General features: G+C 62.2%; 20 protein-coding genes. 10 read left to right on the top strand and 10 right to left on the bottom strand.

Features of this window, described 5'->3' with window-relative positions; all coding sequences use genetic code 11:
• Positions 1-13 precede the first annotated feature (13 nt).
• The 6 genes from BO74_RS13010 (at position 14) to BO74_RS12985 (ending at position 6,581) form a co-directional block, all read left to right on the top strand.
• Complete coding sequence (locus tag BO74_RS13010; protein WP_496442799.1) at positions 14-1,501, top strand: leucyl aminopeptidase; 1,488 nt, start codon at positions 14-16, stop codon at positions 1,499-1,501.
• A complete protein-coding gene (locus BO74_RS13005; protein ID WP_496442798.1) occupies positions 1,498-1,926 on the top strand; it encodes a DNA polymerase III subunit chi in 429 nt (142 codons plus the stop codon). The genes BO74_RS13010 and BO74_RS13005 overlap by 4 nt, the downstream gene beginning before the upstream one ends.
• Complete coding sequence (locus BO74_RS13000) at positions 1,923-2,438, top strand: hypothetical protein (RefSeq protein ID WP_496442797.1); 516 nt, start codon at positions 1,923-1,925, stop codon at positions 2,436-2,438. The genes BO74_RS13005 and BO74_RS13000 overlap by 4 nt, the downstream gene beginning before the upstream one ends.
• 104 nt (positions 2,439-2,542) lie before the next feature.
• Complete coding sequence (locus BO74_RS12995) at positions 2,543-5,359, top strand: valine--tRNA ligase (RefSeq protein WP_496442796.1); 2,817 nt, start codon at positions 2,543-2,545, stop codon at positions 5,357-5,359.
• A gap of 115 nt (positions 5,360-5,474) precedes the next feature.
• The gene (locus BO74_RS12990; protein WP_496442795.1) at positions 5,475-5,909 is read left to right on the top strand and encodes a DUF1810 domain-containing protein; all 435 of its coding nucleotides are present in this window, start codon (positions 5,475-5,477) and stop codon (positions 5,907-5,909) included.
• A gap of 39 nt (positions 5,910-5,948) precedes the next feature.
• Positions 5,949-6,581, top strand: a complete 633-nt coding sequence (locus BO74_RS12985) for a class I SAM-dependent methyltransferase (RefSeq protein ID WP_496442794.1) — start codon at positions 5,949-5,951, stop codon at positions 6,579-6,581.
• A gap of 60 nt (positions 6,582-6,641) precedes the next feature.
• On the opposite strand, the gene BO74_RS12980 is transcribed toward BO74_RS12985, so the two are convergent.
• Positions 6,642-7,142 carry a YegJ family protein gene (locus BO74_RS12980; protein ID WP_496442793.1) on the bottom strand — a complete coding sequence of 167 codons (501 nt, stop codon included), beginning with the start codon at positions 7,140-7,142 and terminating at the stop codon, positions 6,642-6,644.
• A gap of 197 nt (positions 7,143-7,339) precedes the next feature.
• Between BO74_RS12980 and serC the strand changes: the two genes are divergently transcribed.
• The 3 genes from serC (at position 7,340) to BO74_RS12965 (ending at position 11,003) form a co-directional block, all read left to right on the top strand.
• Positions 7,340-8,422 carry a 3-phosphoserine/phosphohydroxythreonine transaminase gene (gene serC, locus BO74_RS12975; protein WP_496442792.1) on the top strand — a complete coding sequence of 361 codons (1,083 nt, stop codon included), beginning with the start codon at positions 7,340-7,342 and terminating at the stop codon, positions 8,420-8,422.
• A 14-nt stretch (positions 8,423-8,436) separates the two neighbouring features.
• A complete protein-coding gene (locus BO74_RS12970) occupies positions 8,437-9,606 on the top strand; it encodes a phosphoglycerate dehydrogenase (RefSeq protein ID WP_496442791.1) in 1,170 nt (389 codons plus the stop codon).
• A 113-nt stretch (positions 9,607-9,719) separates the two neighbouring features.
• Positions 9,720-11,003, top strand: a complete 1,284-nt coding sequence (locus BO74_RS12965) for a right-handed parallel beta-helix repeat-containing protein (RefSeq protein WP_496442790.1) — start codon at positions 9,720-9,722, stop codon at positions 11,001-11,003.
• A 26-nt stretch (positions 11,004-11,029) separates the two neighbouring features.
• Here the strand turns inward: BO74_RS12965 and BO74_RS12960 are convergent, their stop codons facing one another.
• The 9 genes from BO74_RS12960 to BO74_RS12920 form a co-directional block, all read right to left on the bottom strand.
• Positions 11,030-12,220 carry an NYN domain-containing protein gene (locus BO74_RS12960; RefSeq protein ID WP_496442789.1) on the bottom strand — a complete coding sequence of 397 codons (1,191 nt, stop codon included), beginning with the start codon at positions 12,218-12,220 and terminating at the stop codon, positions 11,030-11,032.
• Positions 12,221-12,256: 36 nt separating this feature from the next.
• Positions 12,257-12,895 carry a TetR family transcriptional regulator gene (locus BO74_RS12955; RefSeq protein ID WP_496442788.1) on the bottom strand — a complete coding sequence of 213 codons (639 nt, stop codon included), beginning with the start codon at positions 12,893-12,895 and terminating at the stop codon, positions 12,257-12,259.
• Positions 12,896-13,081: 186 nt separating this feature from the next.
• The gene (locus BO74_RS12950; protein WP_496442787.1) at positions 13,082-14,038 is read right to left on the bottom strand and encodes an N-carbamoyl-D-amino-acid hydrolase; all 957 of its coding nucleotides are present in this window, start codon (positions 14,036-14,038) and stop codon (positions 13,082-13,084) included.
• Positions 14,035-15,300: a Zn-dependent hydrolase gene (locus tag BO74_RS12945; RefSeq protein WP_496442786.1), complete on the bottom strand. Its 1,266-nt coding sequence runs from the start codon at positions 15,298-15,300 to the stop codon at positions 14,035-14,037. Before BO74_RS12945 ends, BO74_RS12950 begins: the two co-directional genes overlap by 4 nt.
• A 358-nt stretch (positions 15,301-15,658) precedes the next feature.
• Positions 15,659-16,267 carry an acyl carrier protein phosphodiesterase gene (locus BO74_RS12940; protein WP_496442785.1) on the bottom strand — a complete coding sequence of 203 codons (609 nt, stop codon included), beginning with the start codon at positions 16,265-16,267 and terminating at the stop codon, positions 15,659-15,661.
• 171 nt (positions 16,268-16,438) lie between these two features.
• Positions 16,439-17,341 (bottom strand): LysR family transcriptional regulator, encoded by a 903-nt coding sequence (locus BO74_RS12935; protein ID WP_496442784.1) that lies wholly within the window; start codon positions 17,339-17,341, stop codon positions 16,439-16,441.
• Positions 17,342-17,402: 61 nt separating this feature from the next.
• The gene (gene ribA, locus BO74_RS12930; RefSeq protein ID WP_496442783.1) at positions 17,403-18,083 is read right to left on the bottom strand and encodes a GTP cyclohydrolase II; all 681 of its coding nucleotides are present in this window, start codon (positions 18,081-18,083) and stop codon (positions 17,403-17,405) included.
• Positions 18,084-18,247: 164 nt separating this feature from the next.
• Entirely contained in the window at positions 18,248-18,850 is a 603-nt protein-coding gene (wrbA, locus tag BO74_RS12925) for an NAD(P)H:quinone oxidoreductase (RefSeq protein WP_496442782.1), read from the bottom strand.
• A 100-nt stretch (positions 18,851-18,950) separates the two neighbouring features.
• Positions 18,951-19,376 (bottom strand): DoxX family protein, encoded by a 426-nt coding sequence (locus BO74_RS12920; RefSeq protein WP_496442781.1) that lies wholly within the window; start codon positions 19,374-19,376, stop codon positions 18,951-18,953.
• Positions 19,377-19,434: 58 nt separating this feature from the next.
• Between BO74_RS12920 and BO74_RS12915 the strand changes: the two genes are divergently transcribed.
• Positions 19,435-19,695: helix-turn-helix domain-containing protein (locus BO74_RS12915; protein ID WP_496442733.1), on the top strand; the 261-nt coding region annotated here is incomplete at its 3' end.

The following is a 19,695-nucleotide window of genomic DNA, read 5'->3' as shown; positions in this document are numbered from 1 at the left end:
GCAGGAGAAGCCGGTGGAATTTAGCATAAAACGCCTGGACCCGGCGGAACACAGCGGTTGTTTCGTCGTGGGAGTCTTTGAACCCCGCAAGCTTGCCACCGTTGAAGGTTTCGGCATTGACACCCGCCGTTTTCTCGATGAGGTTCTCGCCACAGGCGACATGGAAGGCAAGGCGGGAACAACGCTGCTGTTGCGCAACATTCCCTCGCTCCCGGGCGAACGCTTGCTTCTCGTCGGCCTCGGCAAGGAAAAGGAATTCCGCGAAAAGGAGTACGGCGCCGCTCTCCGCACCGCCATCAAGGCCCTCCGGGACACCGGGACATCCGACGCAGCCATTCACCTGACCCGGATCTCGGTGAAGAAGCGCAGCGCTGCCTGGCGCATCCGGCAGGCAGCCACCATCGCCAGCGAGACGCTCTACCGTTTCGACCAATTCAAGAGCAAGAAGGAAGAAAAGCGCTCGCTCGCCAGACTGGCTTTCATCGTCGATGACAAGACCAAGGACACCCAGGCCGCGCAGGCTCTTGCCCAAGGGCGTGCCATTGGCGAAGGAGTCGCCCTCGCCCGCACGCTGGGCAACTTGCCCGGCAACATCTGCACACCCGCCTATATAGCCGATTCGGCGCAAAAGATTGCTGAAGAGCACCTGCTGGACTGCCAGATCCTTGAACGGACCGAGATGGAATCTCTCGGTATGCATTCGCTGCTTTCGGTCGCCAAGGGATCGCACCAGCCGCCCAAGTTCATCGTCGTGCATTACCGTGGCGGCAAGGCAGCAGAGAAGCCGGTTGCCCTTGTCGGCAAGGGAATCACCTTCGACACCGGCGGTATTTCGCTCAAGCCCGGCGAAGGCATGGACGAAATGAAGTTCGACATGTGCGGTGCAGCAAGCGTACTCGGGGCGCTCAAGGCCGTAGCCCTGCTGCAACTGCCGATCAATCTGACCGTGATCGTTCCGAGCGTCGAAAACATGCCCGGCGGCGCGGCGAGCAAGCCCGGCGACATCGTCACCTCGCTCTCGGGGCAGACCATCGAGATTCTCAACACCGACGCCGAAGGCCGTCTCATCCTCTGCGATGCGCTAACATACGCCGAACGTTTCCACCCGCAGACGGTCATCGACGTCGCAACGTTGACCGGCGCCTGTGTCATCGCGCTGGGCAACGTCGCCACCGGACTGTTCGCCAACGACAATGCACTGGCGGTCGAGTTGCTGGACGCCGGCACCACCGCCGGCGACCGTGCCTGGCAGTTGCCGTTGTGGGACGACTACCAGGAACAGCTCAAGAGCAATTTCGCCGACATGGCGAACATCGGCGGCCGCCCGGCCGGCAGCGTCACGGCGGCGTGCTTCCTGTCGCGCTTTGCCAAGAAGTTCGCCTGGGCGCATCTCGACATTGCCGGAACGGCATGGAAATCGGGCGCCGAGAAAGGGGCGACCGGCCGTCCGGTGTCGCTGCTCGTTCATTTCCTGCTCGAACGCGCCGGGAAGCTGCATTGACGCAGATTTTCTTCTATCACAACGCCGCGGACCGCATTGCGGCCATCGCGGCGCTGATCGGCAAGGCCTTCCGGCAACGCAAGCCCGTGCTGGTATATGCCCCGGAAGCCCACGTTGCCGGCGCACTCGACCGCCAGTTATGGCTCCAGCCGCCGACGGGGTTCATTCCGCACGTCAGCAACTCATCGCCTCTGGCCAGCGAAACGCCGGTGATCATTACCGGCGCCCCGGACTCGGCGCTGCAGCACGAGCGCCTGATCAACCTGTCCGAGGACGTCCCCCCCGGATTTTCCCGGTTCACCAGCGTCATCGAGGTCGTCGGGCAAGACGAAAGCGAACGTCAGTCGGCACGCGCCCGGGTCAAGTTCTACAAGGACCGCGGCTACGCCATCCAGTATTTCGACCTCGCGGAGAAGACCGCATGAGCGATCAGGACGAATTTTCCGAGAACCCCGTAATCCACGCAGTGCACGGTCGTCGCAGAAGGAGCTTCCTGGCGGTAAAACCCGAAGCGCCGCTCGACATCGATACCGTGCCGGCTGCCCTGGATCTCGAAGAAGACGACATTCCGGTCCTCACCGAGGTGGTTCCACCGGACGCCCCGGTCGAAGCGGAAGCGACCGAACCGGTCGAACCGGTCGAACCGGTCGAACCGGACGAGCCCGCCAGTGTCGACCCGATGATCGCCGTGGAAGCACGCATCGAGGAACTGGCCGCCGACATGGCCCGCGCCATCGCCGAGCAGATGGCCTACGACTTGCCGACCCTGATCGAGGCAACGCTGCTGAATGCCGGAGCCGAACTGCGCAGCGGCATCACCGCGACGATGGAAACCGCGCTGCGCGAATACATCGCGCAGCGCAAACAGCTGAACCTTCCGCTCGAAGACGCCAAAGGCGCCGAAGACATCAAAGACCCCGCCAACGACTGGCGCTGAGTTCGTCGGCACGCAAGTCCGTCCAATCGCGGAAGCGGTCAACGCCATCCGGTATAATCGCGCGTTTTCTCTCACCATCACCGCCTCCGTTGCGCACCGATCCTATGGAACTCGCCAAGAGCTTTGAGCCGGCCGACATCGAACGTCGCTGGTACCCTGACTGGGAGGCCAAGGGCTATTTTGCCGCCGGCCTCGACGCCAACAAATCCGACGCCTTCTGCATCCTGCTGCCACCGCCGAACGTCACCGGCACGCTGCACATGGGGCACGGCTTCAACCAGGCGATCATGGACGCCCTGACGCGCTACCACCGCATGCGCGGCGACAACACGCTATGGCAACCGGGCACCGACCACGCCGGCATCGCCACGCAGATCGTCGTCGAACGGCAACTCGATGGACAGGGCATTTCGCGCCACGACCTCGGTCGCGAGAAGTTCCTCGAAAAGGTCTGGGAGTGGAAGGAGTTCTCCGGCAACACCATCACCCGTCAGATGCGCCGCCTCGGCACTTCGCCGGACTGGACGCGCGAACGCTTCACGATGGATGCGGGACTGTCGAAGATCGTCACGGAAACCTTCGTGCGCCTTTACAACGAAGGCCTGATCTACCGCGGCAAGCGACTGGTGAACTGGGACCCGGTGCTGCACACCGCCGTCTCCGACCTCGAGGTGGTGAGCGAGGAAGAAGACGGCTTCATGTGGCACATCCGCTACCCGCTGGCGGATGGCTCGGGCGAACTGACGGTGGCCACCACGCGTCCGGAAACCATGCTCGGCGATACCGCGGTGATGGTGCACCCGGAAGATGAGCGCTACAAGCACCTGATCGGCAAGATGGTGAAACTGCCGCTCACCGACCGCGAAATCCCGATCATCGCCGACGCCTACGTCGACCTTGAATTCGGCACCGGCTGCGTCAAGGTCACGCCGGCGCACGACTTCAACGACTACGCCGTCGGCCAGCGCCACAAGCTGCCGATCATCTCGATCCTGACGCTCGACGCCAGGATCAACGACAACGCCCCGGAAAAATACCGCGGCATGGACCGCTTCGACGCACGCAAGGCCGTCGTCGCCGACCTCGAAGCGCTCGGCATTCTGGTCAAGACCGACAAGCACAAGCTGAAGGTGCCGCGTGGCGACCGCACCGGCGTCGTTATCGAACCGATGCTCACCGACCAGTGGTTCGTCGCCATGAGCAAGCCGGGTGCCGACGGCACCAGCATCGTCGGCAAGGCGCTTGAATGCGTCGCCTCGGGTGAAATAAAGTTTGTCCCGGAAAACTGGGTCAATACCTACAACCAGTGGCTGAACAACATTCAGGACTGGTGCATCTCGCGGCAACTCTGGTGGGGCCACCAGATTCCGGCCTGGTACGGCGAAAACGGCGAAGTCTTCGTCGCCCACAACGAGCAAGAAGCGCGTGCCCAAGCCGACAAGATCGGCTACGCCGGCCCGCTGATGCGCGACCCGGACGTGCTCGACACCTGGTACTCCTCAGCCCTGTGGCCGTTCTCGACGCTGGACTGGACGCCCGAGTGGCCCGCCCAGTCGAATCCGGCGCTCGACCTGTACCTGCCGTCGACCGTGCTTGTCACCGGCTTCGACATCATCTTCTTCTGGGTGGCGCGCATGGTCATGATGACCAAGCACATCACCGGCAAGATCCCGTTCAAGCACGTCTATGTGCATGGCCTGATCCGCGACGCGGAAGGCCAGAAGATGAGCAAGTCCAAGGGCAACGTGCTCGACCCGATCGACCTGATCGACGGCATCGGCATTGAGGATCTGGTCAAGAAACGCACCACCGGCCTGATGAACCCGAAGCAGGCCGAGCAGATCGAGAAGCGCACGCGCAAGGAGTTCCCGGAAGGCATCCCGTCCTTCGGCACCGACGCGCTGCGTTTCACCTTCCTCTCGCTCGCCAGCCCCGGCCGCGACATCAAGTTCGACCTGCACCGCTGCGAGGGCTACCGCAACTTCTGCAACAAGCTGTGGAACGCCACGCGCTTCGTGCTGATGAACACCGAAGGTCAGGACTGCGGTTTCGATCCGGTCACGCCCGACATCTGCCCCGAAGGCCTGCGCTTCTCGTTCGCCGATCGCTGGATCGTCAGCAAGCTGCAGCGCACCGAAGCGGAAATCGCCCAGCACTTCGCCGATTACCGCTTCGACCTGCTCTCGCGTGCCATCTACGAATTCGTCTGGGACGAATTCTGTGACTGGTATCTGGAACTGGCCAAGGTGCAGATTCAATCCGGCGACGAGGGCGCAGCCCGCGCTACCCGCCGCACGCTGCTACGCGTGCTGGAAACCGTGCTGCGCCTCGCGCATCCGCTGATCCCGTTCATCACCGAGGAACTGTGGCAGGCCGTCGCCCCGCTCGCGTATCGCAAGACGCACGAGTCGATCATGCTCGCCGCCTATCCGAAGGCCGACCCGCTGAAATTCAACGAAGCCAGCGAGACCAAGGTACAGCAACTCAAGGATTTGGCCTACGCCTGCCGCAACCTGCGTGGCGAGATGAACATTTCGCCGGCGCAGAAGGTGCCATTGGTCGCCAGCGGCGATGCCGAGCTACTGAATCGCTGCGTGACTTATCTCAAGGCGCTAGCCAAGCTCTCTGACGTGCAGATTGTCGAACAGATGCCCGAGGACGCCAACGCACCGATCGCGGTCGTCGGCGAAGTCCGCCTGATGCTGAAGATCGAGATCGACGTCGCCGCCGAGATCGAGCGCTTGACCAAGGAAATCGCCCGCCTCGAGGGCGAGATCGCCAAGGCCACGGCGAAGCTCGCCAACGAGGGCTTCGTCGCCCGCGCGCCGGCGCAGGTCGTCGAGCAGGAAAAGAAGCGCCTCGCCGACTTCTCGGCAACGGTCGAGAAGCTCAAACCGCAACTGGCGCGGCTGAAACGCTGACCGGCGACAACTTGCCAAGCCAACGCCCCGGCCGAATCCCGGGGCGTTTTTGTTTCTTCCAGCCAGACAATCCGTCGACTATCCTCAAGTCCATACCGATGACGCGAGGCTCGCCATGTCAGCAGACCCTTTCGATCTCGCACGCTTTGTCGAAGCCCAGGCCCCGATCTACGAAAATGCGCTGGCGGAATTGCGCGCCGGACGCAAACGCGCGCACTGGATGTGGTTCATCTTTCCGCAGATTCGCGGCCTGGGAATCAGCCCGACCGCGCAGTACTTCGCCCTCGGCGGACTGGACGAAGCATGCGCCTACCTCGCGCATCCGTTGCTCGGACCGCGACTGCTGGCCTGCACGGCGGCAGTCAATGCGCATCATGGAAGCACCCTCAGCCGCATTTTCGGCGCGCCGGACGACCTGAAATTCCGCTCCTCGATGACCCTGTTCGAACTCGCCGCGGAAGACCCGTCGGAATTCACCCGGGCGCTTGATACGCTGTGCGCCGGCGAGCGCGACGAAATCACCCGCGCCATCGTTCGCGGCCATCGCTGATCTGGTAGATTGACCGGCTTTCAACGACCGACCAACGCCATGACCACCTCCGCACCCCGCGACGATTTCGACCGGCGCGCCGCCACCTGGGACGACGACCCGATGAAAACCGCGCGTGCGCGCGCCGTCGCCGACGCCATCCGCGCCCACCTTCCCGATCTTTCTTCGATGAGCGGCTTCGAATATGGCTGCGGCACCGGCCTGCTCAGCTTCGCGCTGCAATCGTCGCTATGCGAGATCGTGCTCGCCGACAACTCCGAGGGCATGCTCGACGTGCTGCGGCGCAAGATCGAGAGCGCAGAAATTGCCAACATGACGCCGATCCGCCTCGACCTGTCGACCGACCCGCTCCCGGCACGGCAATTCGACCTTGCCTACTCGCTGATGACCCTGCACCACATCCCGGACAACGACGACACTCTGCGGAAACTGCACGCCATACTGACCGATTCCGGCCACTTGTGCATCGCCGACCTCGACCGAGAGGACGGATCGTTCCACGGCGCGGGATTCGACGGGCACAATGGTTTCGACCGGACAGATCTAACCCGCCGGGCTGAACAAGCCGGGTTCACCAATATCGTGTTCTCGACCGTATTCAGCATTTACAAGGGCACACCGCAACGGGAATACCCCGTTTTCTTGATGACGGCGGAGAAAGTCAGCGGGTAACGCCGAACCCTCAGAGCGTCAAGAATCGTAGCGGCGGGGCTTGCTCTGTCCCCCCCCCGCTCAACAATCGAATCCGTTGTAGCGCCGAAAATATTCGACGTCGGCCGGGTGCATGTACTTGAACAGCACGCAGACGGTGAAGCTGCCGACCTGGCGCCCGTTCCGGACGTAACCCCAGTCGACGATGTCGTCGCCCGAGAAGGCCACCGTCTCGCCGAGGCTGACATTGCTCACGACTTCCGGCGTGTTGGCGATCGTCCCCTCGAAGCCCTCGTCGAGAATCCAGAACGGCTTGACCCAGAAAGTTTCCATGGCTTTGCCGTCACGCACCAAGATCTTGAGCTTGAAGGTCGACGTCTCGAGTTCCGGGTGACGAACGAGTTCGAGAAAACCGTCTAGGCTCGCCCTCGCCTGCTCGATCGCAGCCAGCATCTCGGGATTGGACGTACCGAATTTCGGAGGCGCATCTCTCGTATCTCCTGTTTCTTCCGCCAGCGTCGCGGTCGAAAGGAAAAAACTCGCGGCACACAGGCAGGCGGCAAGCAGGCGCGGCAAAAACATGGAGAGCCTCCGTTCGTTGGGAGGACGAATGGTAAGTCCTTCGTTGCGGATCGCCCAGTCCCGCCTTCGGCATTCCGCAGCGCGCTCCACAGGGGGGCGCTCTTTCGATAAAATGCAACGTTTTCCGCATTCGATTCGCTGCATTTCCATTCCACCCCGTTTCGCACTCCTCATTTTCCGAACGAAAGGATTCCATCATGGATCGCGTATTCAATTTCAGCGCCGGCCCGGCCGCGCTTCCGCTGGACGTGTTGCAACTGGCGCAGCAGGAACTGGTCAACTGGCATGGCAGCGGCATGTCGGTGATGGAGATGTCGCACCGTGGCAAGGAGTACATGAGCATCCAGGCCGAAGCCGAAGCCGACCTGCGCGAGCTGATGGGCATCCCGGCCAACTACAAGGTGCTGTTCCTGCAGGGCGGCGCTTCGCTGCAATTCGCCGCGGTGCCGATGAACCTGCTGCGCGGCAAGGCTTCCGCCGACTACCTGAACACCGGCGAATGGTCGAAGAAGGCGATCAAGGAAGCCAGGAAGTACGGTGCCGTCAATGTCGTCGCCTCGTCCGAGGACAAGAATTTCTCCTACGCTCCGGCCCAGTCGACCTGGACGCTCGACCCGAACGCGGCCTACGTGCACATCACCCAGAACGAGACAATCGGTGGCGTGGAAATCTTCGACGCGATTGATACCGGCGCCGTGCCGCTCGTCTCGGACATGTCCTCGAACATTCTGTCCCGCCCGATCGACGTGTCGAAATGCGGACTGATCTACGCCGGCGCGCAGAAGAACATCGGCCCGGCCGGCCTGACGATCGTCATCGTGCGCGAGGATCTGCTCGGCCAGACCGTCGCCGGCACGCCGACGATGCTCGACTACAAGGTCCAGGCGGACAACGATTCGATGTACAACACGCCGCCGACCTACGCCATCTACATCGCCGGGCTGGTCTTCAAGATGCTCAAGGCCAAGGGCGGCCTCACCGCGATGGAGCAGGTCAACCGCGCCAAGGCCCAGATCCTTTACGACGTGCTTGACGCCTCCAGCTTCTTCCACTCGCCGGTCGCGCGGGAAAACCGCTCGCTGATGAACATCCCGTTCACCCTGAAGAATGCCGAACTCGACGAGGAATTCCTCAAGGGCGCCAAGGCCCGCGGCATGATCCAGCTGAAGGGCCACCGTTCGGTCGGCGGCATGCGCGCCTCGATCTACAACGCGATGCCGGTCGAGGGTGTGCAGGCGCTGGCCGACTACATGAAGGAATTCGAGAAGACCAAGGCCTGAGCCAAAGGACAGCCATGAAACGCACCATCAAGACGCTCAACGCCATCTCGAAACAGGGCCTGTCGCGCCTGCCGGACACGTACACGGTCGCCAACGATGCCGCCAACCCGGACGCCATCCTGGTCCGCTCGTCGGACATGCACAAGCTGGACGTCCCGGAAAGCCTGCTCGCCGTCGGGCGGGCCGGCGCGGGCACCAACAACATCCCGGTCAAGGCGATGAGCGAAAAGGGCATCGTCGTGTTCAACACGCCGGGCGCCAACGCCAACGCGGTCAAGGAGCTGGTCATCGCCGGCATGCTGATCGGCGTGCGCAACATTGTCCCGGCGCTCAACTTCGCCAACGGCCTGCAGGGTGACGACGAGTTCCTGCACAAGGCCGTCGAAGCCGAGAAGAAGCAGTTCGTCGGCCGCGAACTGCGCGGCAGCACGCTGGGCATCGTCGGCCTCGGCGCAATCGGTTCGCTGCTCGCCGAATCGGCGCTGCAACTGGGCATGAAGGTCATCGGCATCGACCCGGAAATCACCGTCGAAGCCGCCTGGCGGCTGCCCTCGCAGGTCCGCAAGGCGACCAGCATCGAGGAGCTGCTCAAGCATTCCGACTTCGTCAGCCTGCACGTGCCGCTACTGCCTGCGACGAAAAACCTGATCAACGCCGAACGGGTCAAGGGCATGAAGAAGGGCTGCGTGCTGCTCAACTTCTCGCGCGACGGCATCGTCGACACGCAGGCGGTCATCGACGGGCTCAACGCCAACCGGCTGCAGGCCTACGTCAGCGACTTCCCCAGCAACCTGATGCGCCAGCATCCGCGCGCCGTGGCCATCCCGCACCTGGGCGCGTCGACGGAGGAGGCCGAGGAAAACTGCGCGGTGATGGTCGCCGAGCAGGTCGCCGACTACCTGACCAACGGCAACATCCTCAATTCGGTCAACTTCCCGAACATCTCGATGCCGCGGGGGTCGCGCTTCCGGCTGGCAATCGCCAACGCCAACGTGCCCAACATGCTCGGGCAGATCTCGACCGCGCTGGCCGGCGCCGGCCTGAACATCAACAACATGATGAACAAGTCGCGCGGCGAACTGGCCTTCACCCTGGTCGATATCGAGACCGAAATTCCCCAGGCGGTCATCGACCAGCTCGCCGCCATCCAGGGCGTTCTGCGCGTGCGCTACCTGCCGAGCTGATTTCGCTCAGACTTCGCTTCGCCCCAAAGCCCCTGCCGGAGAATTCCGCCAGGGGCTTTTCTCATCCGGGAAGGGACTACAATCGACAAGCTCCACCTCACCGAGAGGCTGCCATGACCCGCTTCAACGTTCTCTGCGCCGCGCTGCTGCTCGGCTGCTCGCACGCCGGATTGGCACAACCCAAGGTCGCTTTGCCGGAATCTCCGGATTACAAGGGAGAAATCCGGCGCGGCCCCGACGGAAAACTGATTGTCGTAGCCAAGCCCCTTCCTTCACTCGCTGCTCCCCACGCGGCCACGCTGGTCGTCGGACCGAACGAAGCGATCCGGACAATCACCGAGGCAGCGAAACTTGCCCGCGACGGTGACATCGTCGAGATCCGCCCCGGCGAATATCGCGGCCAGACGGCAATCTGGACGCAGAACGACCTCACCATCCGCGGCGGGGACAGCAGCAACGGCACGCGCCCCGTACTGCTCGCAGACGGCAAGAGCGCCGAAGGCAAGGGGCTGTGGGTCATCCGTGGCGGCCAGGTGCGCGTCGAGAACCTCGAATTCCGCGGCGTCCGCGTGCGCGACGGCAACGGTGCGGGCATCCGCTTCGAGCGCGGGCAGCTGGTCATCCACCGTTGCGCCTTCATCGACAACGAGATGGGCATCCTCACCGGCAACTCGCCGGATCTCACCCTGGAAATTAGCGACAGCGAATTCGCCGATGCCGCTCGGCATCAGGTCGACCTGCACCATCTGCTCTACGTCGGCGCGATCGGTCGCTTCGTGCTGACCGGCAGCCGCTTCTCCAACGGCTATCGCGGACATCTGGTTAAATCACGTGCGCGGGAAAACCACGTGCGCTACAACCTGCTCGCCGACGGTACCGGCGGCCGTGCCTCGTACGAACTCGAATTCCCCAACGGCGGCGTCGCCTACGTCGTCGGCAATGTGTTCCAGAAAAGCGACACAGCCGACAACGCCGTGCTCGTCTCCTACGGCGCGGAAGGACCGCGCTGGCCGGACAACGCGCTCTATTTCGCGCACAACACGCTGATCAACGACCGCCACGCCGGCACCTTCCTCCGCATCCCGGCCGAGAAATTCCCGGGCGGTGTGGAAAGCTGGGTACTCAACAACCTGACGGTGGGGCACGGAGAACTCGCCGCACCGGCAAACGGCCGCTTCGAAGGCAATCTGACGGTCCAGCGGGGCGAACTGATCGACTACGCAGGCATCCCCTTACGCCTGAAAACGAACTCGCCCTTGCGCGGGCAGGTGCGCATCCCCGGCAAAGCGCGGGACATCGATCTGCTTCCCGACGCTGAATTCACACTTCCTGCAGGAAAACGCCCAGTCATCCCGGGAAGCTCCCTAGCCCCCGGCGCCTTTCAGCGGGCGAACTGACAGCCACGAAAAACGCCTCTGGCTGCTTATTCCGCTTCCGTGGCGGCTGGCTTCGGCGCCTTCGCGACTTTTGGACTCCGCGGCCTTCGCCCGCGTGGCGTTTTCGGCTTCGCCGCCGGCGTTTCCGTTTCACCAGCGACTTCCGCAACATCGCTCACGGCTTCAACGACAGCGACTGACGGCGAGATCGCCTCGGCATCGGGGACGACGGGCGGTTGTTCGTTCTTCGCCGCTTCCTTTGCCGCCCCCTTGCCCCGAGCACGACCACGTCGCCGGGGAGACGCGTGAACAGGAGCCGACTCGGCCGATTCAACCGGCACCGGAGCCGCCCCCGCATCCTTCGTTTCCGGTACTGGCTCGGCAACCACTTCGGGCACAACGGTTTCCGGTTCGGGGCGAGCCACTGGCACTACCGGCGCCACGCTGCGCGACACGTACGCCCCCGATTTTTCGTCCCGCCCGACATCCAGCAACCCGCGCGCCTGCGCTTCTTCGAGCAGGTTGCCAAAGCTGCGGAAGCCGAAGTGTCCTTCATGGAAATCCGGCTTGCGCCGCTTCATCGCCTCCTTGAGCATCGAGGCCCAGATCTTCCCGCTCTCGCCGCGTTCGACGATCAGCGCGTCGAAGGTCGCAATGGCCAGCTCGATGGCCTCGGCCTTGCGTGCCGCGTATTCTTCCGGTGACAGGCGTGGCATCGTCTGCACCGCTTTCGGGTCACGGCGCCCCACGGCGCGCTGGCTCTCGCGCACCAGATCGTCGTAGAAGATGAACTCGTCGCAGTTGGCGATCAGCAAATCCGACGTCGATTGCCGGATGCCAACGCCGATCACGTACTTGGCGTTCTCACGCAGCTTCGAAACCAGCGGGGAAAAGTCCGAATCGCCGCTGACGATGACGAAGGTATTGACGTGCGACTTGGTGTAGCACAGGTCGAGCGCATCGACGACCATGCGAATATCCGCCGAGTTCTTTCCTGACTGGCGCACGTGCGGAATCTCGATCAGCTCGAAGTTGGCCTCGTGCATCACCGCCTTGAAGCCCTTGTAGCGCTCCCAGTCGCAATACGCCTTCTTGACCACGATGCTGCCCTTGAGCAGCAGGCGTTCGAGTACCGGCTTGATGTCGAACTTGTCGTACTTGGCGTCGCGCACGCCAAGCGCGACGTTTTCGAAGTCGCAGAACATTGCCATGCTGACCGTTTCGGGGGATGCCGCCATGTTTTCTCCTTGCTGATTTGAGCCGAGTATAGCCGGCTAGCGGTGTCTTTCCGGAGCGAACTCCAGCCCGAGTCCCGCGAGGTAGGTATCGATGAGTGCCGGGCCGTAGCTGGCCAGCGGGAACAGCGCCTTGTCCAGCGTCCAGTTGAGCACCAGTCCGTCGATCACGGACATCAGGCCGACCGCCGCGAAGTGCGGATCGATCGTCGCCGGCAGGAACCCGCGTTTCCTGGCAAGGCGGAAGGACTCTTCGCTCAGCGACAGATAGCGATTGCCGCATTCGAGATGGCTGTCGCGAATCGCGGCCATCTCGCCGACGTATTCGCACTTGTGCCAGGAAATCTCGACCATGCGGAAATAGCTCGGATCGTTGACCACGCGTTCGAGAAAATGAAACGCCAGCTTGCGCAACAGATCGACCGGGTTCTCGTCCGGCGTTTCCTGGAATTCCGCGAGTTTGGCTTCGAGTTGCCCGAATACCCGATCGACCATGGCGTCGAACAGATCGGCCTTGTTGGCGAAATGCCAGTAGATCGCCCCGCGCGTCACCCCGGCCGCCGCGGCGATCTCGGCCAGCGAGGTGCGGCTGACGCCGTGCTCCTGGAACACCAGTTCCGCCGCGTCGAGTATCGCGTTGCGGGTTTCTTGCGCTTCTTCCTTGGTTTTTCTGGCCATGAGCTTTTCTGCAGGGATTGCCGTCCCGGCGCCTGTTCCATTGTTGGCGCGATTTTAGCTCACTCCGTGACATACATACCCGCATGTATGTCACGCAACGACGAGGGCCTCCGTGAGAAGGAGGCCTATCTTCACGGAGAAGGAGGCTGGTCTGGAAACCTGATCAGCCTCCTTCGGCTGTTTTCGTCAGATCGGCTCTGCCGGCTCCTGGGCGCCTTTCGTTTCGACAATCAACCGGTAATGCTGCGGTTCGCGATGCAGTGCGAAATTGAAGACGTTGTCCTTGAGTTCCTTGCAGCGATCGAGATCACACGACGCCGTCGCCAGTTCGTCGCCGATCGTCGAGCACATGGCCACGATTTCTCCCGTCGGCGCAATGATGCAGCTCTGCCCCAGCAAGTCGCAGTTTTCCTCCTTGCCCGCCTTGGCCACACCGACGATCCACATGCCATTCTGGTAGGCCCCCGCCTGCATCGGCAACAGGTTGTGGAAAGCCTGAAGGTAATCATGCTCCGGCACCTGCGGGTAATGAATAGGCGTGTTGTAGCCGATGAAGCTCATCTCCACGCCCTGCAGTCCCAGGACACGATGCGTTTCGGGCCAGCGACGGTCATTGCACAGCGCCATGCCGAAGATGCCTTTGTGCCCGGCAACCTGCATGCGATACGCGGGGAAACCCAAGTTGCCGCACTCGAAATACCGTTTTTCCAGATGCTGGAAGGCACGCCACGGTTCGTTCTCCCGATGCCCCGGCAAATGGACCTTGCGGTACTTGCCGACGATCGTTCCTTTCGGATCGACCATGATCGCCGTGTTGTAGTGATGCGTTCCGTCGGCCTCCTCGGCGATTTCGGCATAGCCGATATAGAAGCCGATTTCGAGGCGTTTGGCCTCATCGAACAACGGCTGCGTTTCCGGCCCCGGCATTTCCCGTTCAAACCAGAAATCGACTTCCGGCTGGGTCGGAAAATACCAGCGCGGAAAAAACGTTGTCAGCGCCAGTTCGGGATAGACAACGAAGTTGCATCCGCGCGACTTCGCCTCGCGCATCAGTTCGAGAAGACGCGTGACTACTGCGTTGCGACTTTCGTTTCGGGATATCGGGCCGAGTTGGGCGGCACCGACGACGATCTTGCGGCTCATGAAGAAACTCCTGCCGGTCGTGTTGCGCCTGCCAGTTCGCAAAGAACCGAGAGCAGGACGTTGGCGCCGGCTTCTATGTGATGGGGATGGGTGAATTCCACAACGTTATGGCTCACGCCATCAACGCTCGGGACGAAAATCATGCCGGTCGGACAGACGGCCGCCAGCATCTGCGCATCGTGGCCAGCGCCGCTCGGCAGGCGATGCGTCGACAAGCCTTGGGCCTGTGCATGCTGCTCGATCAATGCCGCCATCTTCGGCGCGAAAGGAACGGGTTCGAATCGCGCCAGACGGCGCATGGCAATCTGAACCTTTTCCGCATCACGCAGCGCTTCGAGATGGGCAAGCAAACGCGCCTCGGCCGTACGCAGCGTCTCTTCCGACGTATTGCGCAAATCCACGGTAAGCACGGCCCGGTTGGGCACGACGTTGATCAGATTGGGGAAAAACTCGACTCGGCCGACCGTAGCCACCTGGCTCCCGCCCAACTCGTTGGCAAGTTCGCGAACAAAAGCGATGATCGACCCGGCCACCCAGCCGGCATCGCAACGCAACGACATCGGCGTGGTTCCCGCATGGTTGGAAATGCCGGTGATTTCGATCTCGGTCCAGGAAATCCCCTGTACCGACTCGACGACACCGATCTCGGCTCCGACATGATCCAGCACCGGCCCCTGCTCGATATGAAGTTCCACGTAAGCGCGGGGGTATGATGCCGGAACGGGTGACTCTCCGACGTAGCCGATCCGGAGCAGGTTTTCACCGACGCTGCTGCCATCGATTCCCCTCGTCTCGAGCACAGTCGAAAGCGGCAGCTTCCCGGTGAACACCAGACTGCCCATCATGTCCGGCGCAAACCGCGCGCCTTCCTCGTTGGTGAAGAAGGCCACGGCCAGCGGATGTTCGGTCGCGATACCGAACTCGTTGAGCGTTTCGACGACCTCCAGTCCGGCCAGCACGCCCAGGTTGCCGTCGTAGCGGCCGCCTGTGCGCACCGTATCGATGTGCGACCCGGTCATGACGGAAGCTCCACCAGCACGGCCGGCGCGCACGCCAACGACGTTGCCGATGCCGTCCACGGTCACGCTCAATCCGAGCTCGCGCATCCAGCGACACACCAGATCGCGGCCTGCCTTGTCCTCATCTGACAAGGCGAGGCGCGCACACCCGCCGCCCTCGATCGCTCCGATTGCGGCCAGCTCTGCCAGGCGGCCTTGCAACCGCCCGGCGTTGATTTTCAAGTCGGGAATCGAGGAGGGCATGGACGTTCCTTAGTTCTTGGCTGCCTTGATTAGGCCACTAAGGAAGTGCTGATTTATTGAAGATTCGTCATTCCGGCGAAGGCCGGAATCCAGAAAATTCAACGAACTGGACCCCGGCCTTCGCCGGGGTGACGAATAATTCAGCGTTTCCCTAATAGATAAAAATCAAGGAACCAAAGAAATAATATTTCACGCACCAGCGCTTCCTCAAGGATTACTCCCATCACGCTGAAAGACGAATCAGAGCGATCCGCCCCGGTGAGTTTCAAGGCACTCGGAGCGCCCAATGGGCTGATCCAGCTAACAGATGGCGACGAACACATATCGCACTGACGATGACTTTGCGCTTCTAGGCGCTTCAAGGCAAAGGGGTAATGCTGCGCAAATTGCCGCGCCAGTCATGGGCAAAGTCCACCGCGTCAGGCAGAAACGCCCGGAAATCAGCCGCAAAGCCGTCGGGATCGGCGAGAAACTCCTCGATACCGCCGCCGAGCGGGTTGGCGCGGCGGAGGCGGTGGATGGCCATGCGGTCGATCGCCCGGCCGACCGCGGCGACGTTCCGATAGGAGCCAAGCCAGTCGTGCCGGTGCATCAGGTCGGCGATCTCACGCGCCCTCTCCGGCAGCAGTGCCGCGTGGGCGTCCAGCGCGGCGTAGAGGCGGGCGGCATAGCCGTCGAGCGGCTCCGCACAGTGGTCAGCCCAGTCACGGGCGAGCAGGTGGTCGTAGAAGAGATCGACAAGCACGCCGCCGAGGCGTCGCCGTAACGGGCTGATCCGCGCGCGGCTGGCGATAAAGGCCGGGTGCCGGTCGGCGAAGCTGTCGATCGCCCGGTGCAGCGCAACACCGGAGGCCAGCGCCGGCGGCAGCCCGGCCGGCAGCGGCCCCTTGACGAAATCGCCGATCAGGCCGCCGATGCGGTCGGTTTCGGCCTCTCCGGCCAGGAAGGCATGGGCGAGGAAGTTCATGCTACATCGAGATGTCGAGGCGTGGCGGCACGGTCTGGTCGATGAAGGAAACAAGGGGAAAAAACAGTGGGTTCATGGTTGCCGGATCGCCACAAGCCAAGCGCTTGAAAATACCTGAAGGGCATCCCGACTAACCGGCCCGGCAGAACTCGCCCAGCAAAGCCGAACGTGTCACCGGCGCCTGCAACTGGTCGAGCCACCATTGCAGCGCCTTGCCCGGCCCGGCCTTGCCGCTCTTGCGCCAGGCGTAGCTGGCCTGAACATGCTGCTCCGCGCGCTCGACTTTTTGACCACGAGTCGTCCCGAGTCGATATAGGGATGCGCGAGACAGGTTGGCAGAAACCCTACCCCCAGCCCCCGCAACTGTGCATCAAGTTTTGCGGGCATGTCTGCCACGGTGAAGACGTCCTGTCCTGTCAGCAGGCCAATCGTCAGGCTCGCCCCGCTCTGGTTGGAATCGGCGATCGCGACGGCGCGATGCTGGCGAATATCCTGATCGGACAAGGGCTCAGGCAGGCGCGCCAAGGGATGATGCGGCGCCATGGCAAAGACAAAATTTACCGTACCCAGGGATTCTCGTTGCAGACCCGTCTGCGTGTTGCCATCCATCACCACCCCCACGGCCAGATCGGCCTGTCCCGAGGTAAGGGCTTCGAGTGTTCCAGAGAGCGTTTCGCTACGCAGCCGCAGCCTTGTCGGCGGGTTCAGGCGAAAAAAAGTCGAACACAACTCCATGATCGTTGCCCGATGGATGATGCTGTCGACAGCTATCGTGAACTGAGGCTCCCACCCCGTGGCCACGCGCTTGACGCGACTGGCGACGGCGTCGATTTCCGACAACAACCGCGCCCCTTCGCTCAGCAGTTCCGCGCCGGCTTCGGTCAATTGAGCATGACGAGCACTCCGGTCGAACAGTAAAACATCAAGGGCTTCTTCAATCTGACGGACTCGATAGGTGAGCGCACTGGGCACCATATTGGCGGATCGCGCCGCGGCGGCGAAACTGCCGGTATCGGCGATCAGTTGCAGCAGAGCAAGTGAGTTCGGGGTGAGCACATCGCGATAGGTCGACATGGCAGCCATTCAGGTTCAATCAGGGAGCGGACAGCACCTATCCGCTTGAAAAAGGACAACGCTAATTGTCGTCCACAAACCCGGTTTCGCGATCCTGGCCGACGAGCAGGTGCCCAAGCTTTCTTTTCTTGGTCGCAAGGTAGTGGCGATTTGACGGATTGTGTCCCGCGATCAGGGGAATGCGCGCCTCGACGACAAGCCCGGCGTTTTCCAGGGCTGACACTTTGCGCGGATTGTTGGTCATGAGGCGCAGGGTGCTGACACCCAGCGCGTCGAGAATCGGCTTGCAGATTTCGTACCCTCGCAGATCGGCCGGGAAACCCAAAAGTTCATTGGCCTCGACCGTATCGGCCCCCTTGTCCTGCAGCTGATAGGCGCGAATCTTGTTGATGAGTCCGATGCCGCGCCCTTCCTGCCGCAGGTAAATCAGGAGGCCTCGTCCCTCGGCGGCGATCTTTTGCAGGGCGGCTTCCAGCTGCGCTCCGCAGTCGCAACGCTGACTGAACAACCCATCGCCGGTCAGGCATTCCGAATGCACGCGCGCCAGCACGGGAGCGCCGTCGGCGACCTCACCGAGCACCATCGCCACATGTTCCTTGCCGGTCTGGCAATCGACAAAGCCGTGCAAACGGAAAACGGCCCACTGGGTCGGCAGATTGCACGCGCCGACATAATCCAACTGGGGAACGGCCTCCCCCTCTTCCGAGCCATGAGGCGCAGATGGGTGAGATTTCGTGCTCAAAGGCGTCTCCAACGATCCTGTTCGCCCGATCTGACTATGCATTTCAAACAACGGTTCTCCTCCAAACGCGTTCCCGGCAAGGGATGGATCATGTCATCCAACTGCCGGGTGCGCGGACTTCATAAGGACAATGGTCCCCATCCTTGCGGATGGCGGCCTACAGTTTACGTCCCGAACAGCTTGTTCGCGGTTTCCGCGATGAGCTTGCCCTGGAAGCGGGCGCCGTCGAGCTCGATGGCACTCGGTTGGCGCTGGCCCTGGCCACCGGCAATCGTCGTCGCACCGTAGGGACTCCCGCCGACGACTTCATCCAGCGCCATCTGGCCCTGGAAACTGTAGGGGAGCCCGACAATGGTCATCCCGAAATGCAGGAGGTTGGTGATGACCGAAAACAGCGTGACCTCCTGGCCGCCATGCTGGGTTGCCGTTGAGGTGAACGCCCCGCCCACCTTGCCATTCAATTCGCCACGCGCCCACAGCCCGCCGGCCTGGTCCAGAAAACTGGCCATCTGCGAGGGCATGCGACCGAAGCGGGTCGGACAGCCGACGATGATGGCATCGTAATTGGCCAGCTCATTGACGGAGGCGACGGGGGCAGCCTGCTCCAGCTTGAAATGCGCCGATTTGGCAATTTCCTCAGGGACCGTTTCGGGAACGCGTTTGACATCAACGCTGGCGCCACCCGAACGTGCACCTTCCGCAACGGCCTGTGCCATGGTTTCGATGTGACCGTAGGTCGAGTAATAGAGAACGAGGACTTTAGACATACGTTTTCTCCAGGATGAGCCCCAAGGGAGCAGGTTTGTTACGGTTGAACAATCGGTTCGGGTAATTCAAGCAGGCCGTGAAATATCGGTCGCCGGAACACTATTCCTTGCCGCCTCGGGCATCGACACTCCATGCGCCAGCCCCCCAAGCCGCCAGTGACAGCAAGCCACCGACGACAGCGATGTTCTTGAAGAATAGCAACTGCGAGACGAATTGCTGCTCCGCCGGCGCCGACCAATAGGCGTGGAAAAAGAACGACGCCACCAGGGTGAATGCGGCCAAGACGATGGCGGCCAGGCGGGTACGGTAGCCAATGATCAGCGCCACGCCACCGAGAACCTCGACGATGATGGCCAAGACCGCACCTGCCGCGGGGAGGGGTAATCCGACCGAAGCGATGTAGCCGACGGTGCCGGCAAAGCCGGTGATTTTGCCGATGCCTGCCGGCAAGAACAGAAGCGCAAGCAGCAAGCGGCCAAGCAGGGCGAGGGAATTCTGGAAAGAATTTTGGACAGTATGGGACATGCGGATTCCTTGTTATTAACCCGGCCCTTAAATAGGCTGTTTGCGGTATGATTTCCGCATGGAAAAGATTGATGCGCGCAAGCTGGGTTATGAGGGGCGAGATACGCTGCGGAAGATGGTGCTTCGACTGCGGAAGCAGTCGGGCCTGAGTGGCGTTGAACTGGCGAAGGTGGCAGGAGTTCATGTCCGGACGGTTCAGGCGTGGTTGCGAAAGGCACAGACCGCCGGCGAGGGTTCCCTGACAGAAAGGCTGCGTGGACGTCCCCCCGGCGCGTGCCGAAAACTGTCGATGGTGCAGGAAGTCTGGATTCGACAACGC

Source organism: Propionivibrio pelophilus DSM 12018 (assembly GCF_059569095.1).
Note: the sequence above shows the minus strand (reverse complement) of the source record. Positions and strands in the feature narration are given on the sequence as shown.

Bases quoted from the DNA above. Each gene is read 5' to 3' on its own strand.
- BO74_RS13000 (WP_496442797.1), top strand. From the start codon at position 1,923: ATGAGCGATCAGGACGAATTTTCCGAGAACCCCGTAATCCACGCAGTG.
- BO74_RS12995 (WP_496442796.1), top strand. From the start codon at position 2,543: ATGGAACTCGCCAAGAGCTTTGAGCCGGCCGACATCGAACGTCGCTGG.
- BO74_RS12990 (WP_496442795.1), top strand. From the start codon at position 5,475: ATGTCAGCAGACCCTTTCGATCTCGCACGCTTTGTCGAAGCCCAGGCC.
- BO74_RS12985 (WP_496442794.1), top strand. From the start codon at position 5,949: ATGACCACCTCCGCACCCCGCGACGATTTCGACCGGCGCGCCGCCACC.
- BO74_RS12980 (WP_496442793.1), bottom strand. From the start codon at position 7,142: ATGTTTTTGCCGCGCCTGCTTGCCGCCTGCCTGTGTGCCGCGAGTTTT.
- serC (WP_496442792.1), top strand. From the start codon at position 7,340: ATGGATCGCGTATTCAATTTCAGCGCCGGCCCGGCCGCGCTTCCGCTG.
- BO74_RS12970 (WP_496442791.1), top strand. From the start codon at position 8,437: ATGAAACGCACCATCAAGACGCTCAACGCCATCTCGAAACAGGGCCTG.
- BO74_RS12965 (WP_496442790.1), top strand. From the start codon at position 9,720: ATGACCCGCTTCAACGTTCTCTGCGCCGCGCTGCTGCTCGGCTGCTCG.
- BO74_RS12960 (WP_496442789.1), bottom strand. From the start codon at position 12,220: ATGGCGGCATCCCCCGAAACGGTCAGCATGGCAATGTTCTGCGACTTC.
- BO74_RS12955 (WP_496442788.1), bottom strand. From the start codon at position 12,895: ATGGCCAGAAAAACCAAGGAAGAAGCGCAAGAAACCCGCAACGCGATA.
- BO74_RS12950 (WP_496442787.1), bottom strand. From the start codon at position 14,038: ATGAGCCGCAAGATCGTCGTCGGTGCCGCCCAACTCGGCCCGATATCC.
- BO74_RS12945 (WP_496442786.1), bottom strand. From the start codon at position 15,300: ATGCCCTCCTCGATTCCCGACTTGAAAATCAACGCCGGGCGGTTGCAA.
- BO74_RS12940 (WP_496442785.1), bottom strand. From the start codon at position 16,267: ATGAACTTCCTCGCCCATGCCTTCCTGGCCGGAGAGGCCGAAACCGAC.
- BO74_RS12935 (WP_496442784.1), bottom strand. From the start codon at position 17,341: ATGTCGACCTATCGCGATGTGCTCACCCCGAACTCACTTGCTCTGCTG.
- wrbA (WP_496442782.1), bottom strand. From the start codon at position 18,850: ATGTCTAAAGTCCTCGTTCTCTATTACTCGACCTACGGTCACATCGAA.
- BO74_RS12920 (WP_496442781.1), bottom strand. From the start codon at position 19,376: ATGTCCCATACTGTCCAAAATTCTTTCCAGAATTCCCTCGCCCTGCTT.